At 69.4% G+C, this 20,998-nt stretch carries 18 protein-coding genes; 6 read left to right on the forward strand and 12 right to left on the reverse strand.

Going from position 1 to position 20,998, the window contains the following annotated elements:
• Positions 1–166 precede the first annotated feature (166 nt).
• From JWR33_RS10895 to JWR33_RS10940, 10 genes are all read right to left on the reverse strand, one after another.
• Positions 167–1,582, reverse strand: coding sequence for an FGGY-family carbohydrate kinase (locus tag JWR33_RS10895; RefSeq protein ID WP_297411922.1), 1,416 nt, complete (start codon positions 1,580–1,582; stop codon positions 167–169).
• The gene (locus tag JWR33_RS10900; protein ID WP_297411924.1) at positions 1,579–2,271 is read right to left on the reverse strand and encodes an HAD family hydrolase; all 693 of its coding nucleotides are present in this window, start codon (positions 2,269–2,271) and stop codon (positions 1,579–1,581) included. The genes JWR33_RS10895 and JWR33_RS10900 overlap by 4 nt, the downstream gene beginning before the upstream one ends.
• Positions 2,271–3,053 (reverse strand): class II aldolase/adducin family protein, encoded by a 783-nt coding sequence (locus JWR33_RS10905; protein WP_297411926.1) that lies wholly within the window; start codon positions 3,051–3,053, stop codon positions 2,271–2,273. The genes JWR33_RS10900 and JWR33_RS10905 overlap by 1 nt, the downstream gene beginning before the upstream one ends.
• Before the next feature lie 25 nt (positions 3,054–3,078).
• Positions 3,079–4,113 (reverse strand): LacI family DNA-binding transcriptional regulator, encoded by a 1,035-nt coding sequence (locus JWR33_RS10910; RefSeq protein WP_297411927.1) that lies wholly within the window; start codon positions 4,111–4,113, stop codon positions 3,079–3,081.
• A gap of 110 nt (positions 4,114–4,223) precedes the next feature.
• Positions 4,224–5,294, reverse strand: a complete 1,071-nt coding sequence (locus tag JWR33_RS10915; RefSeq protein WP_297411928.1) for a rhamnose ABC transporter substrate-binding protein — start codon at positions 5,292–5,294, stop codon at positions 4,224–4,226.
• Between the two features lie 65 nt (positions 5,295–5,359).
• Positions 5,360–6,418, reverse strand: coding sequence for an ABC transporter permease (locus JWR33_RS10920; protein WP_297411929.1), 1,059 nt, complete (start codon positions 6,416–6,418; stop codon positions 5,360–5,362).
• On the reverse strand, positions 6,415–7,443 hold the full coding sequence (locus JWR33_RS10925; protein WP_297411930.1) for an ABC transporter permease: 1,029 nt from the start codon (positions 7,441–7,443) through the stop codon (positions 6,415–6,417). The genes JWR33_RS10920 and JWR33_RS10925 overlap by 4 nt, the downstream gene beginning before the upstream one ends.
• Complete coding sequence (locus JWR33_RS10930; protein ID WP_297411931.1) at positions 7,440–8,942, reverse strand: sugar ABC transporter ATP-binding protein; 1,503 nt, start codon at positions 8,940–8,942, stop codon at positions 7,440–7,442. Before JWR33_RS10930 ends, JWR33_RS10925 begins: the two co-directional genes overlap by 4 nt.
• A complete protein-coding gene (locus tag JWR33_RS10935) occupies positions 8,939–9,937 on the reverse strand; it encodes an aldose 1-epimerase family protein (protein ID WP_297411932.1) in 999 nt (332 codons plus the stop codon). Before JWR33_RS10935 ends, JWR33_RS10930 begins: the two co-directional genes overlap by 4 nt.
• A complete protein-coding gene (locus JWR33_RS10940; RefSeq protein WP_297411933.1) occupies positions 9,930–11,171 on the reverse strand; it encodes a hypothetical protein in 1,242 nt (413 codons plus the stop codon). Before JWR33_RS10940 ends, JWR33_RS10935 begins: the two co-directional genes overlap by 8 nt.
• A 221-nt stretch (positions 11,172–11,392) precedes the next feature.
• Between JWR33_RS10940 and JWR33_RS10945 the strand changes: the two genes are divergently transcribed.
• From JWR33_RS10945 to JWR33_RS10960, 4 genes are all read left to right on the forward strand, one after another.
• Entirely contained in the window at positions 11,393–12,154 is a 762-nt protein-coding gene (locus tag JWR33_RS10945) for a DeoR/GlpR family DNA-binding transcription regulator (protein WP_297411934.1), read from the forward strand.
• Positions 12,155–12,325: 171 nt separating this feature from the next.
• Positions 12,326–13,492 (forward strand): L-rhamnose isomerase, encoded by a 1,167-nt coding sequence (gene rhaI / locus JWR33_RS10950; protein ID WP_297411935.1) that lies wholly within the window; start codon positions 12,326–12,328, stop codon positions 13,490–13,492.
• Positions 13,493–13,595: 103 nt separating this feature from the next.
• Positions 13,596–15,632, forward strand: coding sequence for a bifunctional aldolase/short-chain dehydrogenase (locus tag JWR33_RS10955; protein WP_297411936.1), 2,037 nt, complete (start codon positions 13,596–13,598; stop codon positions 15,630–15,632).
• Positions 15,629–17,059 (forward strand): rhamnulokinase family protein, encoded by a 1,431-nt coding sequence (locus tag JWR33_RS10960; protein WP_297411937.1) that lies wholly within the window; start codon positions 15,629–15,631, stop codon positions 17,057–17,059. Before JWR33_RS10955 ends, JWR33_RS10960 begins: the two co-directional genes overlap by 4 nt.
• 29 nt (positions 17,060–17,088) lie before the next feature.
• Here JWR33_RS10960 and JWR33_RS10965 read toward each other — a convergent pair whose 3' ends face one another.
• On the reverse strand, positions 17,089–18,075 hold the full coding sequence (locus JWR33_RS10965) for a hypothetical protein (protein WP_297411938.1): 987 nt from the start codon (positions 18,073–18,075) through the stop codon (positions 17,089–17,091).
• A gap of 80 nt (positions 18,076–18,155) precedes the next feature.
• Positions 18,156–19,505 (reverse strand): LssY C-terminal domain-containing protein, encoded by a 1,350-nt coding sequence (locus JWR33_RS10970; RefSeq protein ID WP_297411939.1) that lies wholly within the window; start codon positions 19,503–19,505, stop codon positions 18,156–18,158.
• A gap of 285 nt (positions 19,506–19,790) precedes the next feature.
• Here JWR33_RS10970 and JWR33_RS10975 point away from each other — a divergent pair, with 285 nt between their 5' ends.
• Positions 19,791–20,297, forward strand: coding sequence for a sigma-70 family RNA polymerase sigma factor (locus JWR33_RS10975; protein ID WP_297411940.1), 507 nt, complete (start codon positions 19,791–19,793; stop codon positions 20,295–20,297).
• Positions 20,294–20,989, forward strand: a complete 696-nt coding sequence (locus JWR33_RS10980; RefSeq protein ID WP_297411941.1) for a zf-HC2 domain-containing protein — start codon at positions 20,294–20,296, stop codon at positions 20,987–20,989. Before JWR33_RS10975 ends, JWR33_RS10980 begins: the two co-directional genes overlap by 4 nt.
• Positions 20,990–20,998: the final 9 nt, after the last annotated feature.

Here is a 20,998-nt window from a genome sequence, read left to right on the forward strand (position 1 = left end):
CAGCGATCGCGTAGCCCCGGCGGGCGAGCTCCGCGGCGGCCGCTCTGCCGATGCCGCCCGCCGCTCCCGTGACCAGGATCGACTGCGTCGTCATAGCGCTCCGCTCGTGCCTGAACGACGCGGCATCGCCTGCCGCTTGTCGTTATCCGGTGCTGTGCTCATATCATCACAGGCCCCGCGCGAACTGCTGCCGGAGCGCCTCGAGGAACACCTGGTAGCGGTCCTCCAGGGGGCCGACAAGCGCTGAGTCCGGGTCGACGGTGACCCGCGTTCCGCCGAATCGCTGGGCCAGCACCGCGAGCGGCCCACCGCCCATTCCCGATGCGGCGAGCGCCGCGGCTCCGAGGGCGCTGCCGGCTCCCGCAGAGACGATCACGGGTCTGCCGAGAGCGGATGCACGGATCCGATTCCAGAGCCCGCTCGCCGCAGCGCCACCGGCCAGATGATGCCGCTGCCGGTCCACGCCGAGCGCCGACAGCTGCTCGAGCCCGAAGCGCTCCACGAAGGCCACGCCCTCGTACACCGTCCGGAAGCGGGCGATCGGAGTCCCCGGCTCGCGCTCCCTGCCGTCGACGCCCCGGAAGAACCCCTCGAACGTCGTCGAGACCACGGGGAAGCGCTCGCCGGTTCTGGGCAGCGGATAGGAGACGACGTCGGCCGGCCCGAATGCCTCGATCTCCGGCGTGCGGAGGGCTGGGTCCTCCCCCGCGGTGGACCCGACGCGGAGAGCGCCGGCGCCGGTGTTGGAGGCGCCCCCAGGCCAGAAGAGGCCTTCGGGACTGACGTGCGAATAGACCCCGCGCGCGCCGTCGACGATGTCGACCCGCGACACCGCCTTGAGCACCAGCGTCGTGCCGAGCACCCCCACGGTGTCGCCCGGCATGACCGCCCCCGTTGCGATCTGAGCCGTCGAACCGTCTGTCATGCCGGAGACGATGGCGACGCCGTGGGACAGACCGAGTGCCGCCGGATCCGCCACCTCGCCGATCACCCTGCCCGGCCGGACGAGCTCCGGCATGCATTCCCGCGGAAGGGCGAGGGCAGCAAGCGCCCGGGAGTCCCAGGACCCGGCGACCGGGTCTATCCCGCTCTTCAGGGCGTGCGAGGTGTCGGACGGCAGCAGGCGGCCGGCGAACGCTGCGACTGCCACGTCGGGCGTGAAGACATACCGCGCCGCCGGCGACTCGGCATGCATCCACGCCGCCCGTGACAGGGCGCCGTACGGGCGCTCCCCGAGGCCCGCTTCCGCCAGCCGTCGCTGCTCCTGGTCTCCTCGCGGATCGTCGTACAGCACCGCATCGCCGAGCGGCCTTCCCCGACCGTCCACCGGCACGACGGTGCCCGAGGTGCCGGTGATGGACAGCGCGCGGATCTCCCCTGCCCTTCCCCGGAGATCGGCCGCGACCGCGCTCACCGCCTGGAGCGCAAGCTCGCCGTGCCGCGCGGGCTGCGTCCTGCGGCCTCCTGCGCTGCTGACGGGGAGGGGCAGGCCGAATTCGCTGACGGTCTCGCCCGTCTCTACGTCGACGGCCCGCACGCGGACATCCGAGGTGGCGAGATCGATTCCGAGAACGATGGTCACGGGCGTGACCCGAACCGTTCGAACAATCGGGGCGCGAGGCCATCGAGCGTCCCCACGGCGAGATCCGCCTCGGCGAGCTGCTCATCGGTCGGCTCGTCCGGCGCCTCGCCGCGCAGCACCCAGACGGTGCCGAGCCCGAGCTCGCGTGCAGGCCGGACATCCGTGTCCAGCCGGTTGCCGATGTGCACCGCCTCCTCCGGAGCGACTCCTGCTTGATCGAGGCACCAGGAGAAGAGTTCCGCCGACGGCTTCTCGTGGCCCACGAGCGCGGAGACGCCCCAGACGTCCACGTAGGGTGCCACTCCGTCGCGCTCCAGGGCCCGGATGACGCCCTCCTCCTGGTTCGCGAGGATCCCGAATCGCACGCTCCCGGCAAGCGACTGGAGGAAGGGCAGCACGTCCGGGTACATCGTGCCGGCGGGATGAACCCAGTGCCTCCTGGTCAGCTGGTGCAGTTCGCCGCGACGCGCGCGGTCACCGAGGAACTCTTCGGCCAGTGCGGCGCGCAGCGACCCTCCCTGGGCCGCCCGGGCGCGGTCGTAGAGGAGCCGGAACCGCCCTCGATCGACCGGGGGGAGGCCGTCGGCCGCGCGCAGCTCGTCGAGGGCTGTCAGTACCGCGCGGACGAAGTTGTCGTCGTCGTAGATGGGCCCGCCGACGTCGCAGAAGACCGCTCTGAGGCGCGCCATCACACCGTGCCGGCGAGGTTCCTGCGGCGCTCCGCCATGTCGGTCCGGTCGAAGTAGTGCGAGACCGCATCGCTTCCGAGACCCTGGATTCCGCCCACCGACAGCGCGTCCAACCGGACCCGGGCCCCCTTGACGGCCATCAGGGTGATCGCCTCGGCTGCGGCAGCACTTCCCGCGATCGCGACCATTCCGTGATTGCCGAGCATCACCGCGGACGGCAGCTCGCCCTTCACGTCGACGTAGCCACGGAGGCGCTCGAGGAACAGTCGACCCAGGGCGATCCCCGGCTCGGCGTATGGCACGAAGAGCGGCACGCCGATGACGAGAGCCTCGTCGGTATAGACCCACTCCTCGAAGGCTGTCGGCGCGTGAACGCTCGCCAGCAGTCCCACCACATGGGTCGGATGGGTGTGCGCGACGAACGCGCTCGACTGCACCGACTGCACCGACTGCACCGCGGCGTGCACCAGTGTCTCGATCGAACCGCGACGGCGGACGCCGGACCACTCCCCGGCGTCGAGCAGGGCCGTGAGATCCTCCTGCGTGCTGCGAGAGTCCTCCATGAGGTCGATCAGCGGCGCGACCTCGGTGACGACGAAGTCCTCGCGGGTGGTGCTGGCCAGATAGGCGCCGGACGCCTTGACCGCGATCCGCCCGTCGTCCAATCGCTGCGATGTGTTGCCCTCCGCGAGGATGACGAGATCCTTGGCGGGTTCGCCGAGCGAGAGCGAGAGGGCGAGAAGGTCCTCGCTGATGAGTTCTGGCTGCCAGGTGGTGGCCATGATCGTTCCTTCCGGGTTTGGCGGATCAGGCGCGGGACACGCGGGGGGAGCGCCCCAGGCGGGGAGCCGCGCTCGACGAGCGCACGATGAGGGTGGGCTCGAGCAGCTCATGAGCATGCACGTGGGCGTCCCCGTGATCGATCTCGTCGAGGAGCAGGCGCACCGCACGTCTGCCGAGCACCTCGCGCGGCTGTCGCACCGTGGTCATGGGGACCGTCGCGGCCTCCGCCCACGAGTGGTCGTCGAATCCGATGATCGTGACGTCCTCGGGCACGCGGATGCCGTGCCGTGCGAACTCCGCGAGGATCCCCAGCGCGATGTAGTCATTGGCGCACATGACGGCGGTCGGTAACCGGTCGCGCGTTCGCCCAGCCAGCGCGGCACCGACCATGCGGCCGTCCGCGATCCGCCATGAGTCGGTGATGAGGCGTTCTGCTCCTCTGCCTGCTGAGCTGAGGGCTTCGGCGAAGCCGTCGTAGCGGCGGTCGACCTGCACCGTCTTCCCGAGACTGCCGGCGAACGCGATGTGCTCGTGCCCGAGGGCTCCGAGGTGCTCTCCCGCGAGCCGGCCACCTGCCACGTCATCGGTCTTCACCCAGCACCGCTCGGACCTCTCCGAGACCCGGTCGACGAAGACCAGGGGGATCCCGCGCGCGTCGAGTCGGTCGAGCAGCGATTCGTCCTCGTGCACGGGGGTGATCATGATGCCGTGCACGCGCTGCTGCACGAGCACGTCGAGATTGTCCTGCTCACGGCCGGCATCCTCGCCGCTGTGCACCATGACCACGCCCACGCCCAGCGATTTCGCCTCCTCCTCCGCCCCGATGGCGACATCGACGAAGAAGGGGTTCGCCAGATCCGCGAGCGCGAGCCCGAGAGTGCGCTGACGGCCCGGGGGGAACTTGCGGGCGACCCGGCTCGGCGTGAAGCCGAGGTCCGCGATGACCCGGAGCACCCGCTCACGGGTGTCGACGGACACATAGCCTGGTCGATTCAGCACGTTGCTGACTGTGCCTGCGGATACGCCGGCGTGACGTGCGACGTCGTGGATCGTAGCCACCGGCGTTTCCTCCTCACTTGCTTGCGGTTCCGGGAGCCGCGCGCAGACGCACGGCAGGAGAAGGGCCCGCGCCGGAGAAGACGCGGGCCCTCCTTTCCTCTAGAGCTGGGTCAGAACGAGAAGTCCCCGACGTTGCTCTTGTCGAAGACGAACAGCGGGCCGAGGACGACCTCCCCGTTCGCGCCGACCGTGTAGTCGCCGAGCTTGCCCGCGGTGAACTTGTCACCCTCCTTGCCGGTGATGTCGCCCGCGATGAGCGCGTTCGCCGCGAAGGTGGCGAGGTAGCCCAGGTCCTCGGGGTTCCAGAGGCCGAACTGCTCGACGATGCCGCTGTCCACGTACTCCTTCATCTCGCTGGGGAGACCGAGGCCCGTGACCCAGACCTTGCCCTGGTACTCCGGGGTGTCGGACAGGTAGTGCGCGGCCTCCTTCACCGAGACGGTGTCGGGGGCGATGATCGCGGCGAGGTCCGGGATGCTCTGCATGAGCCCCTGGGCCTCCTGGTACGCCTTCTCGTCCTGGTCCTCACCGTAGGCGACCTTGGCGACCTTGATGTTCGGGTGGTCGGCCGCGAGCATCGCCTGCATCGCCTCGACCCACGCGTTCAGGTTGGCCGCGTTCGCTCCACCGGAGAGGATCGCGATGGTGCCCTTGTCGCCGAGGTGCTTCGCAGTCATGTCCACGAGGCCCTTCGCGACGCCGTCGACGGTCGCCTGGTTGATGAAGACGTCGCGGCAGTCGGTGTCGGTGTCGAACGCGATGACCTTGATGCCCTGGGTGCGGGCCTGCTCGAGGTCGTTGCACACGGCGGTGGGGTCGTTGGCCGCGATGACGATCGCCTTCTGGCCGGTCTGGATGGCCGTCTGGATGAACGGCACCTGATCGGCCGAGCCGGTTGCGGTCGGTCCCTGCTCGGAGAAGGTGAGCCCGATCTCCTTGGCCGCTTCAGCAGCGCCCTTGTCCGACGCCTCGAAGTACTTGTTGCCCAGGCTCTTGGGGATGACGGTGACGCTGCCGCCGCCGCCGCCGCTGGTGCCTTCGCTCGCTCCGCTGGAGCCGCCGCTGGAGCCGCCGCTCGGGGTGCCGCCGGCACAGCCGGCGAGCAGCAGAGTCGCCGTGGCGAGGACCGCCGCCGAGGCGACGATTCCCCTTCGGGACGACTTGTTGAATGTGAACGTCATCGTTCTTCCTTTCCTGCAGTGGATTGCTGGTACGTGCTGGTGCTGAGATCGGTTCTTCTGTGTTGCTATGCGCCGACCGCGGGTGTCGCGGCGGCCTTTCCCCGTCGTCGCCGCGAGAGGAATCCCGCGACACTTGCCACGACGACGGAGAAGATGAGGGCAGCACCGGTGACGATGCTGATGGTGTCGGAGCCGATGCCGGCGAGCTGGAGCGTCTTGTTCAGCGCGGCGATCAGCAGACCGCCCGCGAGGGCGCCGAGCAGCGTGCCACGGCCACCCCAGATGGAGACGCCGCCGAGCACGATCGCGGTGACCACCTGCAGCTCGAAGCCCTGACCGTTCGTTCCGATGGCGTTGCTGTATTGGAGCGTGTAGTAGACGCCCGTCGCCCCCGCGACCACGCCGCTCATCACGAACAGGATCAGCCGGGTCCGGTTCACGCGGACCCCGGAGAACGCGGCGGCCTCCGGACTGAGCCCGATCGCGAACACGCCGCGGCCGAACGGCGTGAAGTGCAGCAGGATCCCGAACACGATCGCGAGCAGCACGATCGCGAGGGTCACGACCGGAACGGGCAGCCCGGGCAGGTTCGCCGACACCGGTCGGGTCAGCTCCTGCGGGAAGTCCGTGACGGCCGTCGTGCCCAGCAGACCGACAGCGATGCCGCGGAACAGCGCCAGGGTGCCGATCGTCACGGCGAGGCTCGGCAGGCCGACGATGGTGACCAGGACGCCGTTGAGGATGCCGACCACCGCACCCGCCACCACTCCCAGAACCGCCGCCACGGCGATCGGCACGCCGGCCTGGAAGCCGAGCCCGAAGATGGCGCTGGAGAAGCCGAGAGCGCTGCCGACGGAGAGGTCGATGTCGCCCGTGATCACGATGAGCGTGACCGGGAGCAGCATGAGCAGCACCGGCGCCGAGTTCAGGATCATCGTGGAGTAGGTGTACGGCTGAGCGAAGAACGGGACCACTGCGGTGCCGATCGCCAGCAGCAGGATGACGGCGAGGATGATCGCCGCCTCCGTGCGGAGGAGCCCCCGGCGCCACAGCGGTCTGCCGTGACGAAGGTAGCGAGCACCGCCTGTCTCGGCGATGGTTCCTGCGCTGGTCGCCGCGCTCATGATGTTCTCCCGGCTCTCTTGGCCCGTCTGGTGCGACTGAGGAACAGCACGCGATCCAGGAGGATGGCGCCGACGATGAAGATGCCGACGATGGACTGCTGCCAGAGGCTGGGCACGCCGAGCACGGGCAGCGCACTGCTGATGGTGGCGAGGAAGAACGCGCCGATGGCCACTCCCCAGATCGTGCCGGAGCCACCGATGATGGCCACGCCGCCCACGACCGCCGCCGCCACCGCCTCGAGCTCGTACCCGGTGCCCACCTGGGCGTCCCCCGTCGCGAAGATGGCGAGGTAGACCAGACCGCCGAGTCCCGCGAGGGCACCGCTGGTCACGAAGGCGTACAGGGTGAGTCGCCGCTCGCTCAGGCCGAAGAGGGTGGCGGCCTCCGGATTGGACCCGAGCGCGTACAGGTCTCGACCCGCCCTGCGGCTGGTCATGAACCAGCCGACGACCAGCACGACGACGATCGCGACGAGCAGAAGCACCGGGATGGAGAGGATCTGCATGGTGCCGAACCGGCGGTACTCCGGCGGGAGCCAGCTGGAGCGGATGAAGTGCGGACCGATCCACAGGATCGCGATGCCGCGGTACGCGTACAGGGTGCCCAGGGTGATCACCAGCGAGGGCACCCGGAGGAAGGCGACGAGGAGTCCGTTGATCAGGCCGAGGAAGGCGCCGAGCGCGACCCCGGTGAGCACGACGAGGGGGATCGGAATGCCGGGCACGTTGGCGAACAGCCAGCCCGACAGGTAGGTCGACAGGCAGAGCACCGAGCCGACCGAGAGGTCGATGTTCCTCGTGATGATGACGATCGCCTCACCGATCGCGATCAGGATGAGGATGGTCGGCTGCCGCAGCAGTTCCCGCCATCCGCCGTCGCTGAACAGGAAGGTGGGCTGAATCGCCGTCGTCACGACGATGAGGACCACGATGAGAACGAGCAGCCCGACCTCGCGTGCTCGCGTGAGTCTGCCGAAGAAGGATCGCCCCTTCTCGATGGGCGGCAGGGTGTGGGTCACGCTCATGCTGCCGCTCCGACCGCGTGCGTAGCGGCGTACATGACGTTCTCCGGCGTCGCGGCGTCGCGCGCGAACTCCGCGGTGATCCGTCCCTCGCGGACCACCAGCACGCGGTCGGCCATGCCGAGCACCTCAGGGAGCTCCGACGAGATCATCAGGACTGCGACACCCGTTCCCGCGAGTTCGGACAGGAGCCGATGCACCTCCGCCTTTGTTCCCACGTCGATGCCGCGGGTGGGCTCGTCGACGATGAGGAGCTTCGGCTGGGTGGCGAGCCACTTCCCCAGCACCACCTTCTGCTGGTTTCCGCCCGACAGCATCTGCGCCTCCGTGTCCAATGCGTGGGTCTTCACCTGGAGTCGCGACGCCCAGGTGCGGGCGCTCGGCTCCTCCAGAGACGAGGTGATGAGGCCGAAGCGGGCCAGCGAAGAGCGGATGGCCATGGTGACATTCGTCTGCACGCTGGCGGCCATCGCGAGTCCCTGCTTGCGCCGGTCCTCGGGGACGAATCCCATGCCGAGTCGCATCGAGCCGGCGGGGTTCCTGCGTGGAACCCGGGCACCGCCGACCGTCACCGAGCCCGAGTCGTAGGCGTCGACGCCGAACACGGCCCGGGCGATCTCGCTTCGTCCGGCGCCGACCAGTCCCGCGAAGCAGACGATCTCGCCGGCTCGCACCGTGAAGCTGACGTCCTCGAAGACCCCGACGCTGGTGAGCGCGCGAACCTCGAGCACCGCGGCGCCGACGGTGGTCTCCACCTTCGGGAAGAGGCTGCCCACACTGCGGCCCACCATCTGACGGATGATCTCGTCCTCGGTGGTCGCCGCAGTCTTGTTCGTGGCGATGTAGGTGCCGTCGCGCATCACGGTGATCGTGTCGCAGAGCGAGAACACCTCGTCGAAGCGGTGCGAGATGAAGATGATGCCCTTGCCCTCGTCGCGCAGCTGGCGAGCGATGCCCATCAGCCGGTCGACCTCGACGCCGGAGAGGGCCGCGGTCGGCTCGTCCATGATGATGACCTTCGCGCCCACCGAGATCGACTTCGCGATCTCGACGACCTGCTGGTCGGCGATCGACAGGCCGCGAGCCTGCCGGTCCGGGTCGATCGGGACACCGAGCCGCTGGGTGAGCTCTCGGGTATCCCTCCGCATCTTCGCCCGGTCGAGCGTCCCCACGCGGGTATAGGGCTGGCGTCCCACGAAGATGTTCTCCGCGACCGAGAGGTCGGGGAACAGCGTCGGCTCCTGGTAGATCACCGCGATGCCGGCCGCCTTGGCGTCCTTCGTGTTGTGGAAGTGCACGCTCTCGCCCTCGAGGAGGAAGTCCCCGCTGTCCCGGTGGTAGAGGCCGCCGATGATCTTCACGAGAGTGGACTTGCCGGCTCCGTTCTCCCCGATGAGGGCGTGGATGGTTCCCGCCTCCAGAGTCAGATCCGCGCTCACCAGGGCGGCGACGGCGCCGAAGGACTTGCTCACGCCGTGCAGCTGCAGAAGCGGCTCGCTCATGACGCGTTCACCTCGATCTCGATTGCGTAGGAACGGCTCTCCCCCGGTTCGAGCCGAGGCAGCGCCCCGTTCTCGCGGGCCGAGTCGCGGCCATTGATCTCCGCAGTGTTCGCCGGCTCGAGACCGAGCACGAAGTGCTTCGTGGCCGTCATCTTCCACTGGAAGATCGCGGGGAGCGTGTCGGAGTAGCGCAGGGTCAGGGTGAGCCCCCGTGCGCGGTTGATGACCCGCGCCACCCGGTCGTCACCCGCCTGATGGATGTACACCTGCTCGCGGAAGCCGACAGTGGGCTCACCGATCCGGGTGCGGTCCTCGAAGCCCTCGACGGCATCGGGGTCACGCGGATGGACGGAGGCAGCAGCGATCTCGACGACGGTCCCGGTGTCGAGCAGCGGCCAGCCGAGGTTCACGTGGTAGAGCACCATGTGGGGGCTTGACGACTCCCCTTCATTGGTCACGGTGTCCTCGATGGAGAACGCCGACGAGCCCAGCCGGGACGTGATGCGGCGGTGCAGCACCAGGTTCTCCTGGAACACCGCCGCCTGCCTCACCTCGCCCGCCACGACGATCAGCTCGGGGGTCACGCGCGCCTCCGTGATGCGGCCCGGAACTGCGCCGATCCTGCCGTGCATCCCGGCCACACCGTCCTCGTCATCCGCCGGAGGGCCGAAGCTGTCGAGTCCGCAGGTGGTCACCAGACCGCCGCCGAAGGTGCGGAGCCAGCCGCGCCCCTCTGGCTCGTACGCATCCGGACGGGTGATCCCCGTCGCCGAGAGCCAGGCCAGCGGAAGACCGTTGAAGCTGGCGGCCCCGATGTCCAGCGCGCGGTCCGGGTGAACGTCGAACTCGAGGCCGCCGCCATTGATCACGCGCAGACGGCGGGCGCCCCGTGCGGGGCCGTCGTCCTCGACGAAGCGGTCGATCCGTGCCGCCTGCTCGAGCGATCCCATCCTGAGGACGGCGCGCTCCGCTGCGGTTCCGAAGATCTCAGCCAATAGGACCGAGCTCCACGTTGCCGGGACCGAAGTGCTTGAGGACCACCAGATCGTCGGTGGCGCTGCGGTTGCTGATCGTCACGCCTTCGCGGGCCGCGCTCTCCGAGACGAAGAACTCGTCCTCGCTCAGCTGGCCGAAGCGGATCAGGGTGGCGGCCTGCGCCTGGTGGCCGCCGAAGGAGCCGCCGCCCTGCACGATGATCGCCCCGTAGGCGTCCTGGTCCTTGATGGTCACCGTCTGCCCCGGGCGGACCGTGAGCTCCTTGGCGCTGAAGGAGTTCGAGAGGTAGACGATCCAGTGCTCGCGGTAGGCCGAGCCGCCATCCGCCTCGGACGTCGCCGTCGGGTAGGGCCGCATGAAGCGGTTGGGCACGAAGTCGGGGTCGATGTTCTTGTCCCAGTCGAGCAGATCGAGCACGAAGTCGTAGTCGCCGTGGTGCTCCTGCGGCACGTCCTTCCAGAGGAGCTCCGCGGGGACCTCGCGGTTGTTGCTCCAGGACTCACACATGGCGAACACGTCGCTGGCCGACTGGGGCTCGTAGGTGCAGATGCTCGCCGGGGCGTGCAGCACGCCGGACGGGATGTCCCATCCTGTGCCGAGCTGGGTGCGGTAGCCGAGCGAGTAGTCGGTGATCCGGTTGTCGCCGCCCGCCTCGAAGCGCTTGAGCCGCTCCTTGAGCTGATCCCGCGTCGTGCCCGGCTGCAGGCCGAGGTAGGACACCGACTGGGCACCCAGGTAGTTGTTCATGTGCGGCGAGTAGTAGTAGGCCTCCGGCTTGCCCACCTTCTCGACCAGCGCGGCCTTCTCGTCGGAGTGGTGCACATGGAAGGGCAACGGCTGCAGGTTGTCGTAGAACTTGGAGTACATCGTCCAGCCGCCGAACTCCTCCCAGAGGCGGCCGCCGAGGACCTCGGATCCGTGGTGGTCGACGAACTCGTCGAATGGCAGCAGTCCGCCGTCGGGGTCGACGACGAGGCTCAGTCCCTCGTGGGCACCGGTGAGGGGACCGTTGTCTGCTCGGATGGTGGAGGCGAGCCAGCGCTCGTCCACCCCTCCCCTGGTCTGCTGGAAGGGGAAGTAGTCATCCGGGTGGAGTCGGATCCGGCGTCCAGGAGTGCAGAAGGCCCGGGGGACCCAGGTGGGGGCCAGGCGCACGACGCCGCTCCCGGCGGCCAGTGCACGATCGAACCCTTCCGTCGAGGAGGTGATGTTCTCGTATGCCTCGGAGGTCATCTGCGACGCCCAACTCTCTGTCGGCGTCGCTACATCTCCGTGGCAACGCTGCCCGTTTCGGTCTGGTTCAGTGAACCGATGGTGGGAAGCTAGCACGGCGCTCCGGGTGCGTCAACGATCCAGAACGCGACACGTTCGCGCCCCGTGGAAAGTGGGCACGACCGCTGGCTGTGTTACTTTCGACCCGGATCATCACAGGGTTATCACAGAAGGCGGGGAGCATGGCCACCACCGGGAGCACAGAGTCCGAGGAGCGCCGCAAGCAGCTTCTCGCCACGCTCGAGCGAGAGAATATCGTCAGGCTCACCGAGGCCGCCAGTGCCCTCGACGTCTCGCCGATGACCATCCGGCGCGATCTCGCGGACCTGGAGAACGAGGGCCTGCTGCGCCGCGTCCGCGGAGGCGCGATCTCGGTCAACGGCCCCAGACCCTTCGGCGAGCGCCTCTCCGTCCACTCACGCGCGAAGGAGCTGATCGCCGAGAAGGCCCTCGCCCTGGCGCCCCGCTTCGGGTCGGTGGCGCTCGACGCGTCCTCGACCGTCGGAGCGCTGGCCAACAAGCTGGGCCCGCGTTCGGGCCTCATCGTGAGCACCAATTCCTACGCGACCTACGCCGCGCTGAAAGGGACCATCGGCGTCACCCCGATCCTGATCGGGGGCGAGACCGAGGTGTCCACGGACACGTTCGTCGGGCCGCTGGCCGTGCAGGCCGCCGAGTCGCTGCGCTACAGCCGGTTCTTCGCTTCCGCGAGCGCCATCGACTCCGAGTTCGGGACCACCGAGGTGTCTCTCGCCGAGGCCCAGATGAAGCACGCCTTCGCACGGATGTCGAAGGAGATCGTGCTGTGCATCGACTCCTCCAAGCTTCAGCAGCAGTCGACGGCAGCGTGCCTGGAGCTCTCCCGCGTCGCGTTCCTCATCACGGAGCTGCCGCCGAACGACGGCCGCCTCGACCCGTTCCGCGACCTGGTGGAGCTGCGCTGAGCATAGGCACTTGCTTCAGGCGTGATTGCTCGTTACATTTCACAAATTAGGACAGATGCCATTCCCTCGGCGAAGGACCGCCGAGAAGGTGGGTGGCGGGCGACCGTCACGGGTCGAGACTGATCCCATCGAATCGCCCCATCCGGCAACGACGCCACGCAAAGGACGCGCATGACCTCCTTCTCCGACATCTCCGCTCAGCTCGCCGATCAGGCGATCGAGCTCCCGTCCTGGGCGTTCGGCAACTCCGGCACTCGCTTCCGGGTGTTCGGGCAGACAGGGGTGCCGCGTGATCCGTTCGAGAAGGTCGCAGATGCCGCACAGGTGCACGAGCTGACCGGCCTCGCGCCGAAGGTCGCCCTGCACATCCCCTGGGACAGGGTCGACGACTTCGGCGTGCTCCGTCGGCACGCGCAGGACCTGGGCGTCTCGCTCGGCACGGTCAACTCGAACACCTTCCAGGACGACGAGTACATGCTCGGCAGCCTGACCCACCCGGACGCCTCGGTGCGCCGGCGAGCGGTGGACCACCACATCGACTGCATCGACGTCATGGATGAGATCGGCTCCCGGGACCTCAAGATCTGGCTCGCCGATGGGACCAACTACCCGGGGCAGGATGACCTGCGCGCCCGCCAGGACCGCCTTGCCGAGTCGCTCGCGGCGATCTACGCGCGCATCGGCGAGGACCAGCGCCTGGTGCTCGAGTACAAGTTCTTCGAGCCGGCTTTCTACCACACCGACGTCCCGGACTGGGGCACCTCCTATGCCCAGGTGAGCGCGCTCGGCGAGAAGGCGTTCGTCTGTCTCGACACGGGGCATCACGCGCCGGGGACCAACATCGAGTTCATCGTGATGCAGCTCCTGCGGCTGGGCAAGCTGGGCTCCTTCGACTTCAACTCGCGGTTCTACGCGGACGACGACCTGATAGTGGGGGCGGCCGATCCGTTCCAGCTGTTCCGGATCCTCGTCGAGGTCATCCGGGGCGGCGGCTACGGGGCGGACAGCGGCGTCGCGTTCATGCTCGACCAGTGCCACAACATCGAGAAGAAGATCCCGGGACAGATTCGCAGCGTGCTGAACGTGCAGGAGATGACTGCGCGGGCCCTGCTCGTGGATCGGGACGCCCTGAGCACCGCCCAGCAGGCGGGGGACGTGCTGGGCGCCAATGAGGTGCTCATGGACGCCTTCTACACCGATGTCCGTCCGGCCCTCGCGGAGTGGCGTGAGTCGCGAGGTCTTCCCGCCAGCCCGATGAAGGCGTATGCCGCGAGCGGCTACCAGCAGAAGATCGAGGCCGAGCGGGTCGGTGGCGCGCAGGCCGGATGGGGCGCGTGATCTCCCTGCCGGGGGAACCGTCCCAGGAGGCCTCCCCCGGACTCCCCTCTTCCACCCTTGTGGGCGATGCCCACGAGCCCTCCCCCTCTGGAGACCCCGCACCATGACGAACCCCACTGTTGCCGCACTGATCGCTCGCTCGAATCGGCTCGGCGCCGACCCGAAGAACACCAACTACGCGGGCGGCAACACCTCCGCCAAGGGCACCGATACCGACCCCGTCACCGGCGAGCAGATCGAACTGATGTGGGTGAAGGGGTCCGGCGGAGACCTCGGCACGCTGTCCGAGCCGGGTCTGGCCGTACTGCGACTCGATCGGCTGCGCGCGCTCACCGGCGTCTACCCCGGTGTCGAGCGCGAGGACGAGATGGTGGCCGCGTTCGACTACATCCTGCATGGGAAGGGTGGCGCAGTGCCCTCGATCGACACTGCCATGCACGGGCTGGTCGATGCCGCGCACGTCGACCACCTGCATCCCGACTCCGGCATCGCCATCGCGACGGCGGCGGACGGGGAGGTGCTGACCCGGGAGATCTTCGGCGGCAAGGTCCTGTGGGTGCCCTGGCGGCGACCTGGCTTCCAGTTGGGCCTCGACATCGCCGCCCTCAAGGAGCAGCACCCGGAGGCCGTCGGAACGATCCTCGGCGGTCACGGCATCACGGCGTGGGGGGAGACCAGCGAGGAGGCCGAGGCGAACTCCCTCTGGATCATCACGACGGCGGAGCAGTACATCGCGCAGCATGGCAGGCAGGACCCGTTCGGCGCCATCGTGGACGGCTACACGCCGCTGCCCGACCAGGAGCGCCGGGCCAAGGCAGCCGCTCTCGCCCCCACCATCCGCGGACTGGCGTCACAGGATCGTCCCATGGTGGGCCACTTCACCGAGTCCGAAGGCGTTCTCGACTTCCTGTCGAGGGCCCGGGCGCCGAGGCTCGCCGCCCTCGGCACCAGCTGCCCCGACCACTTCCTGCGCACCAAGGTGAAGCCTCTGCTGCTCGACCTCCCGGCCACGGCACCGGTGGAGGAGTCGATCGCGAGACTGAAGGAGCTGCACGAGGCATACCGCGCGGACTACCGGGCCTACTACGAAGCGCACGCGACCGAGGGTTCACCCGCGATGCGCGGGGCCGACCCGCTCATCGTGCTGGTCCCCGGCGTGGGCATGTTCAGCTACGGCGCCAACAAGCAGACCGCCCGGGTGGCCGGGGAGTTCTACGTCAACGCGATCAACGTCATGCGCGGCGCGGAGTCCCTCTCGACCTACGCCCCGATCTCCGACGAAGAGAAGTTCCGGATCGAGTACTGGGCGCTCGAGGAGGCCAAGCTGCAGCGTCTGCCGAAGCCGAAATCGCACGCCACCCGCGTGGCGCTCGTCACGGGTGCCGCCTCGGGGATCGGCAAGGCGATCGCCACTCGCCTGGCGGCGGAGGGAGCGTGCGTCGTCATCGCTGACCTCGACCTGGGCAAGGCGCAGGCCGCCGCGGCCGAGCTCGGCAACGCCGATGTGGCCGTCGGGGTCCAGGCGAACGTGACCGACGAGTCGCAGGTGCAGGCGGCCGTGGATGCGACCGTGCTCGCCTTCGGCGGCCTCGACCTGGTCGTCAACAACGCGGGTCTCTCCTTGGCGAAGTCGCTGCTCGAAACCACGGCGGCCGACTGGGACCTCCAGCATGACGTGATGGCAAAGGGATCGTTCCTCGTGTCCAGGGCCGCAGCGCGCGTCCTGATCGACCAGCAGCTCGGCGGCGACGTCATCTACATCTCCTCGAAGAACTCGGTCTTCGCCGGTCCCAACAACATCGCCTACTCGGCGACCAAGGCCGATCAGGCACACCAGGTGCGACTCCTCGCGGTCGAGCTCGGCGAGCACGGGGTGAGGGTCAACGGCATCAATCCGGACGGGGTCGTACGCGGCTCGGGGATCTTCGCAGGCGGCTGGGGAGCCAATCGCGCGAAGACCTACGGCGTCCCGGAGGACGAGCTCGGCAAGTTCTATGCGCAGCGCACGATTCTCAAGCGGGAGGTGCTGCCGGAGCATGTGGCCAACGCGGTGGCGGTGCTGACGGGCCCCGACCTGAGTCTCACGACCGGCCTGAACGTTCCGGTCGACGCCGGGGTCGCGGCGGCGTTCCTGCGATGAGGTCGGTCGCGGCAGTCGATCTGGGCGCCACCAGCGGGCGGGTCATCCTCGGTTCCATCGGCAGCGACGAACTGCACCTGCGACATGTGGCGCGATTCCCCAACGTGCCGGTCCGCACCACCGACGGGCTGCACTGGGACGTGCTCTCCCTCTACTCCGCCGCCATGAACGGACTCGGCGTCGCCTCCCGCGAGGAGCCGGAGCTGGTCGGCGCAGCCGTCGACTCGTGGGCGGTCGACTATGGCTTGCTTCGGGGCGCCACCCTGCTCGGCAACCCGTTCCACTATCGAGACGACCGCACCGCCCGGGGTGTCGCGGCGGTGCACGCCGTGCTGCCGGCACCTGAGCTCTTCGAACGGAACGGCCTGCAGCACCTTCCGTTCAACACCGTCTTTCAACTCGCGGCGGAGGCACAGGACGGCCTGCTCGACATCGCGGACCGGCTCCTGCTGATCCCCGACCTCGTCGCGTACTGGGCGACCGGCCGAGCCGCAGCCGAGTACACCAACGCGACCACAACCGGGCTGGTCCGGGTCGGCACCGCAGAATGGGACGGTCCCCTCCTCACGCGGCTCGGCCTCCCCGCAGCGGTGCTGCCGGAGATCGTGCCGCCGGGCACCGAGCTGGGGCAGGTCACCGAGAGGATGCGGCAGGAGTTCGGGATCGCGCACGCGCTCGGCTTCAGCACTGTCGGCTCCCACGACACCGCGTCCGCCGTGGTCGGCGTCCCGTTCGGGGATCCGGAGTCCGTCTACATCTCCTGCGGCACCTGGTCCCTCGTCGGGGCGGAACTCGCATCGCCACTCGTGACGGAGACCGCTCGGACGGCCGGATTCACCAATGAGGGCGGCGTGGACGGCCGAACCCGCTTCCTCAAGAACGTGATGGGCCTCTGGCTCCTCAGCGAGTCCGCACGGACCTGGGCAAAGGCCGGCGAGCAGGAAGACGTCGACCACCTCCTCCGACTCGCAGCGGACGCACCGGTGGACGTTCCGACCTTCGACGCGACGGATCCTCGTCTCCTCGCCCCGGGAGACATGCCCGCGCGCATCGCGATGCTCCTCGAGGAGGGCGGACACCGCCTGCCCGACAGCCGGGGCGCCTTCGTGCGGAGCATCCTGCAGAGCCTCGCGGATGCCTACGCCGGCACCGTCCGCGACATCGAGCGCTTCACGGGCCGCCCGGTGCGGACGGTGCACGTGGTGGGCGGCGGCGCCCAGAACTCGCTGCTGTGCCAGCTCACCGCGGATGCCACCGGAGTGCCCGTGGTGGCCGGTCCCGTGGAAGCCACCGCCATCGGGAACCTTCTCGTGCAGGCCCGCACTCACGGACTCGTGCGCGGCGACCTGGAGCGTCTCCGGTCGATCGTCGCATTCTCGTTCCCGCCTCGCACTTACACCGCACGGGCCGCTCACCAGCGCCGTTGACCCCCGCCTGGCGGCGAGGAGGACTCCGCCTACTGCGGCTCCACAGAGAAGTAGGGACCCTCCAGCGGGAACCTGCTGAAGCAGTCGACGCGCGCGATCGTGAACGAGAGGGTGGTCGTGACCGCACGACTGGCCGGGTAGATGACTCCGTTGGACGCGGCCGACACCCCGTACCGGTGCAGCTGCATGCAGCGGTTCATCAGGCGGGGCCACTCGGCGGGATCCATGTTCCGCAGCTGCGCATAGGCCACCTGCCTGCGCTCCATCCTGAGGCCGCCGAGGGGACCCCACTGGAAGTAGATGCCCGCCGAGCTCGACGGGTCGATCACCTCGATCCGGATGCCCGTTGCCGCGAAGTCGGCCGGGTTGACGCAGTTGAACGCCTCGGCCGCCGCCAGACAGATCGTCTCGGCGTCCCGAAACGCGAACGCGGTGCCGGTCGCGGCGCCCAGGGGAATCCGCACGCTCGCCGTCAACGCCTCCTGGGTGCCCGCGTCGCCTGATGCCTCCTCCGCCGCCAGGAGAGCGCGCACCAGCCAGCCGGGGATGTCCCGCTCCTCCACCGTCTGTGCTCGGCTGAAGACCTCGATCGCGGGCCGCTGCTCCCCGGTCGTGATCCCCAGCGCGATGCCGGCGACGGCGGCCGCAGCGGCGACCCCCCAGAGCACGCGCGCCGCGCGTCCCGGCGAACCCCGATCATCGTCGCGAGGAGTCGCGTCCTGCTCGCCGCCTTCGCCGCCGGGGCGCGAGGTCGCGCGCGCCGAACCCGGGGCTGCGCCGTCTTCGCCGCCGGGGCGCGAGGTCGTGCGCGCCGAACCCGGGGCTGCGCCGTCTTCGGCCCTTGACGCGGTGTCGGACCCCGACGCGGATTCGATCGAGCGGCGCTCCGCCAGCGCGGCGAGTGCGACGCGCCGGTCCGCGTCGTCGGCTCCTCGACCGTAGGCCACGCGCTCCAGCGCCCGCCGCTCCGCGGCGGCCTGCTCCGAACCGGCGCGCGGCTCGACGTCCTCGTCCACCTCCCCAGCCTGGCACTTCTCCTGCCGGCGGTGCCCCGCCTTGGTGAACTGGGCGCGAGCGCAGGGGCCGAACGGTCCCCTCAGTCCCCGGACGCCGACCGCCGCGAGCGCCTCACCGGCGTGCGCACGTCGAAGTCGCGCACGTCACCGCTCGACATGGTGATCAGGATGCCGACATCGAGGGCGAGGGTGATCAGCCAGAGCTGGAGGCCGGGACCGGTCGGCTCCGGCGGCCCGCGGAACACGTCCAGGGCGGCACCCGCCACACTCAGCGCGAGGGTCAGGAAACGTGCTGCGGCGGAGCCGAGGAAGGTGAGCTGTCCCAGTCCCACGTAGACGAGCGACCCGACCAGGACACCCGCCACGATCAGCGGGACGGTCCCCGGGGTCTGAGGCAGGCCCTCCCACCAGGTGTGGGCCGACCAGTCCCTGCCCGCGCCGAACAGGCCGAGCAGACTGACGACAGAGGTGGCCGCGGCGAGCGCCGCACGACCGAGCACCAGGCCGTAGCCGACGTAGAGGGTGATCGGCCGCTTGACGCGGTTGGACGCCGACGTGTCCTGCACCGTCTCGAGCAGCGCCCGCGTCGGCCCACCGTGGTGTGCGGCCGCGCCGGTCGGCGATCCGGCACCGGAGACGTCCGCCGCCTCGACCGCCACCCGCCGCACGTCGAGCACCGGCAGGTCGCCGTCGGTCCGGATGGCGTCGCCCCCGCCGTTGCGGGAGTGGTAGCCCGAGAAGAAGTGCGGGATCACCGTCTTCGTCACGTCCGGGTTCGCGGAGTCGATAGTGCCGGCGATGTGGTCCCGCTCCTCGTCGACCGCGGCACTGATCCTGTGCGTGATCTGCAGCGTGAAGATGGACACACCCACCCGCCGGTCGTAGGTCCCGGCGGCGACCCAGTCCACCGCACGGCCACCCGGCAGGTACCAGCCGGGCGGCGTCCGCCAGAACCGCACGTGGTGGCGGCGAGCGGGGTTGCCCTCCACCTCCTGCTGATAGGTGAAGTCCTGCATGGCGCCGAAGAGGAACAGCGGGCTGACCGGCGCCGTGTCATAGCTCCTGCGGGACAGGGTGGAGGTGACGATCCGCAGCCCGCTGCGGAATCCGAGCTCGTCGGCGCGGGTCCACCCCGCTCGTCCCATCACGTGGTGCAGCTGCTCCTCGGTGCCGAGGAACGCCAGGTTCACCGGGTCGGCGAGCAGGCCCTCATACGTGCGGGTGCGCCCGATGAAGTAGTCGGGCACGTAGATGAGGGTGAGCAGAGTGTGGATCCGCGGCAGCAGCAGGTAGGCGAGCAGCAGCCAGAGCAGCACGATCAGCCAGAGGTCGCCGAGCCCGCCGACGAAGAGCTGCCGGACCATCAGCACGGCGAGCCAGGCGCCCGCGATCGCGCCGAGCAGGAAGAAGGCGCGATCGAGCGCAGCCATGGCCGGCTCGCTGAACTGCGCCGGGCCATGCCGGGCAAAGCGCCGCGCGTCGCTCAACTCTCCTCCGGCAGCTGGGAATCAGTCCCTCCATCCTTCCCCGCCCGGGGGCGCCGACCGGAGGGTTGACCGCGCGGGGACGAGTGCGATCACCGCGTGCACGAGGAGGGGCTCCAGTGGTAAGCCGTTCACCGTGAGGTGGATGAGGAAACCAGGACGCAGAACCGCCTGCGGTTCAGGTGAACCTTCGGGCCGCCTGCCTCGTGTTCCCCCTGAGGACGGAGGCGGATGAGCGAGAACGAGGCACAGCTGCTCCGCGCCTTGCGCGACGAGCACTCGGGACCGCTGTGGCGCTATGTCGTCTCTCTGACCGGCGATCGGGACCTGGCGGACGATGTGGTGCAGGAGACGCTGCTGCGGGCATGGCGGCGGCCCTCCGTCCTCGACCAATCCCAGTCCTCCGCCCGCGCCTGGCTGTTCACAGTCGCGCGCAACCTGGTGATCGACGATCGCCGGAGCGCGCACCACCGGCACGAGCTGACCGTGGAGGAGCTGCCGGACCGGATGGACGCGGACCGGATCGACGCCCTCCTGGACTCGTGGGTGGTCGCCGAGGCGCTGTCCGAGCTCTCGCTGGAGCACCGCTCGGTGCTCGTGCACGTGTACTACGGTGGCGCGTCGCTCGCGGAGGCGTCGGAGAAGCTGGGAATTCCCTCCGGCACGGTCAAGTCGAGACTGCACTACGGACTGAGAGCCCTCCGGCTCGCACTGCAGGAGAAAGGGGTGACGGGGTGACCGAGGAAAGCGATCGCTTCGCCGACTGGGACGCCGCATACGTCCTGGGTGCCCTCCCGCCGACCGAGCGCCGCGAGTTCGAGACCCATCTGCGCGGCTGCGAGGCCTGCGCGGCCGCCGTGGGCGAGCTCGCAGCCATGCCGTCGCTGCTCGGCACGGTCTCGGCGGAGCAGGCACTCCGCCTGCTCGAAGCCGAGCCGCCGCGACCCGAGCCCGTTCCCGATCTCCTTCCCCGCCTCGTGCACGCGGTGGCACGGGGCCGGCGGCGGCGGCGGTTCGCGTTGGCCGGCGCTCTCATCGCGGCGAGCGCGGCTGTTCTCCTCACGTTCGGGATCGCTCAGAGCGCGGCCAGGCCCACCGAGCACGTCACCCTCGCCTCCCTCGTCGACAGCCCGCTGAGCGCCGACGTCGAGGTGACCGCCCAGTCGTGGGGCACGCAGGTGGAGATGGACTGCTCCTACCGGAGGGGTGCTTCGGAGGGACCGCCGACCCAGCCCCCCTGGGGCTACCAACTGGCCGTGACCGACACCCGTGGCCAGGAGACGATCGTGTCCCGCTGGAAGGCGGGCCCGGGTCAGACGGTGCACACGTCGGGCTCCGTGGACCTCGCGGTCGCCGAGATCGCGAGCTTCGAGGTGCAGGCGACCGCCACCGGGGATGTGCTGCTCCAGGGCGACCTCGACCTGAACTGACGGGCCTTC

The sequence above is a fragment of the Naasia sp. genome, assembly GCF_025465545.1.
Classification (GTDB): domain Bacteria; phylum Actinomycetota; class Actinomycetes; order Actinomycetales; family Microbacteriaceae; genus Naasia.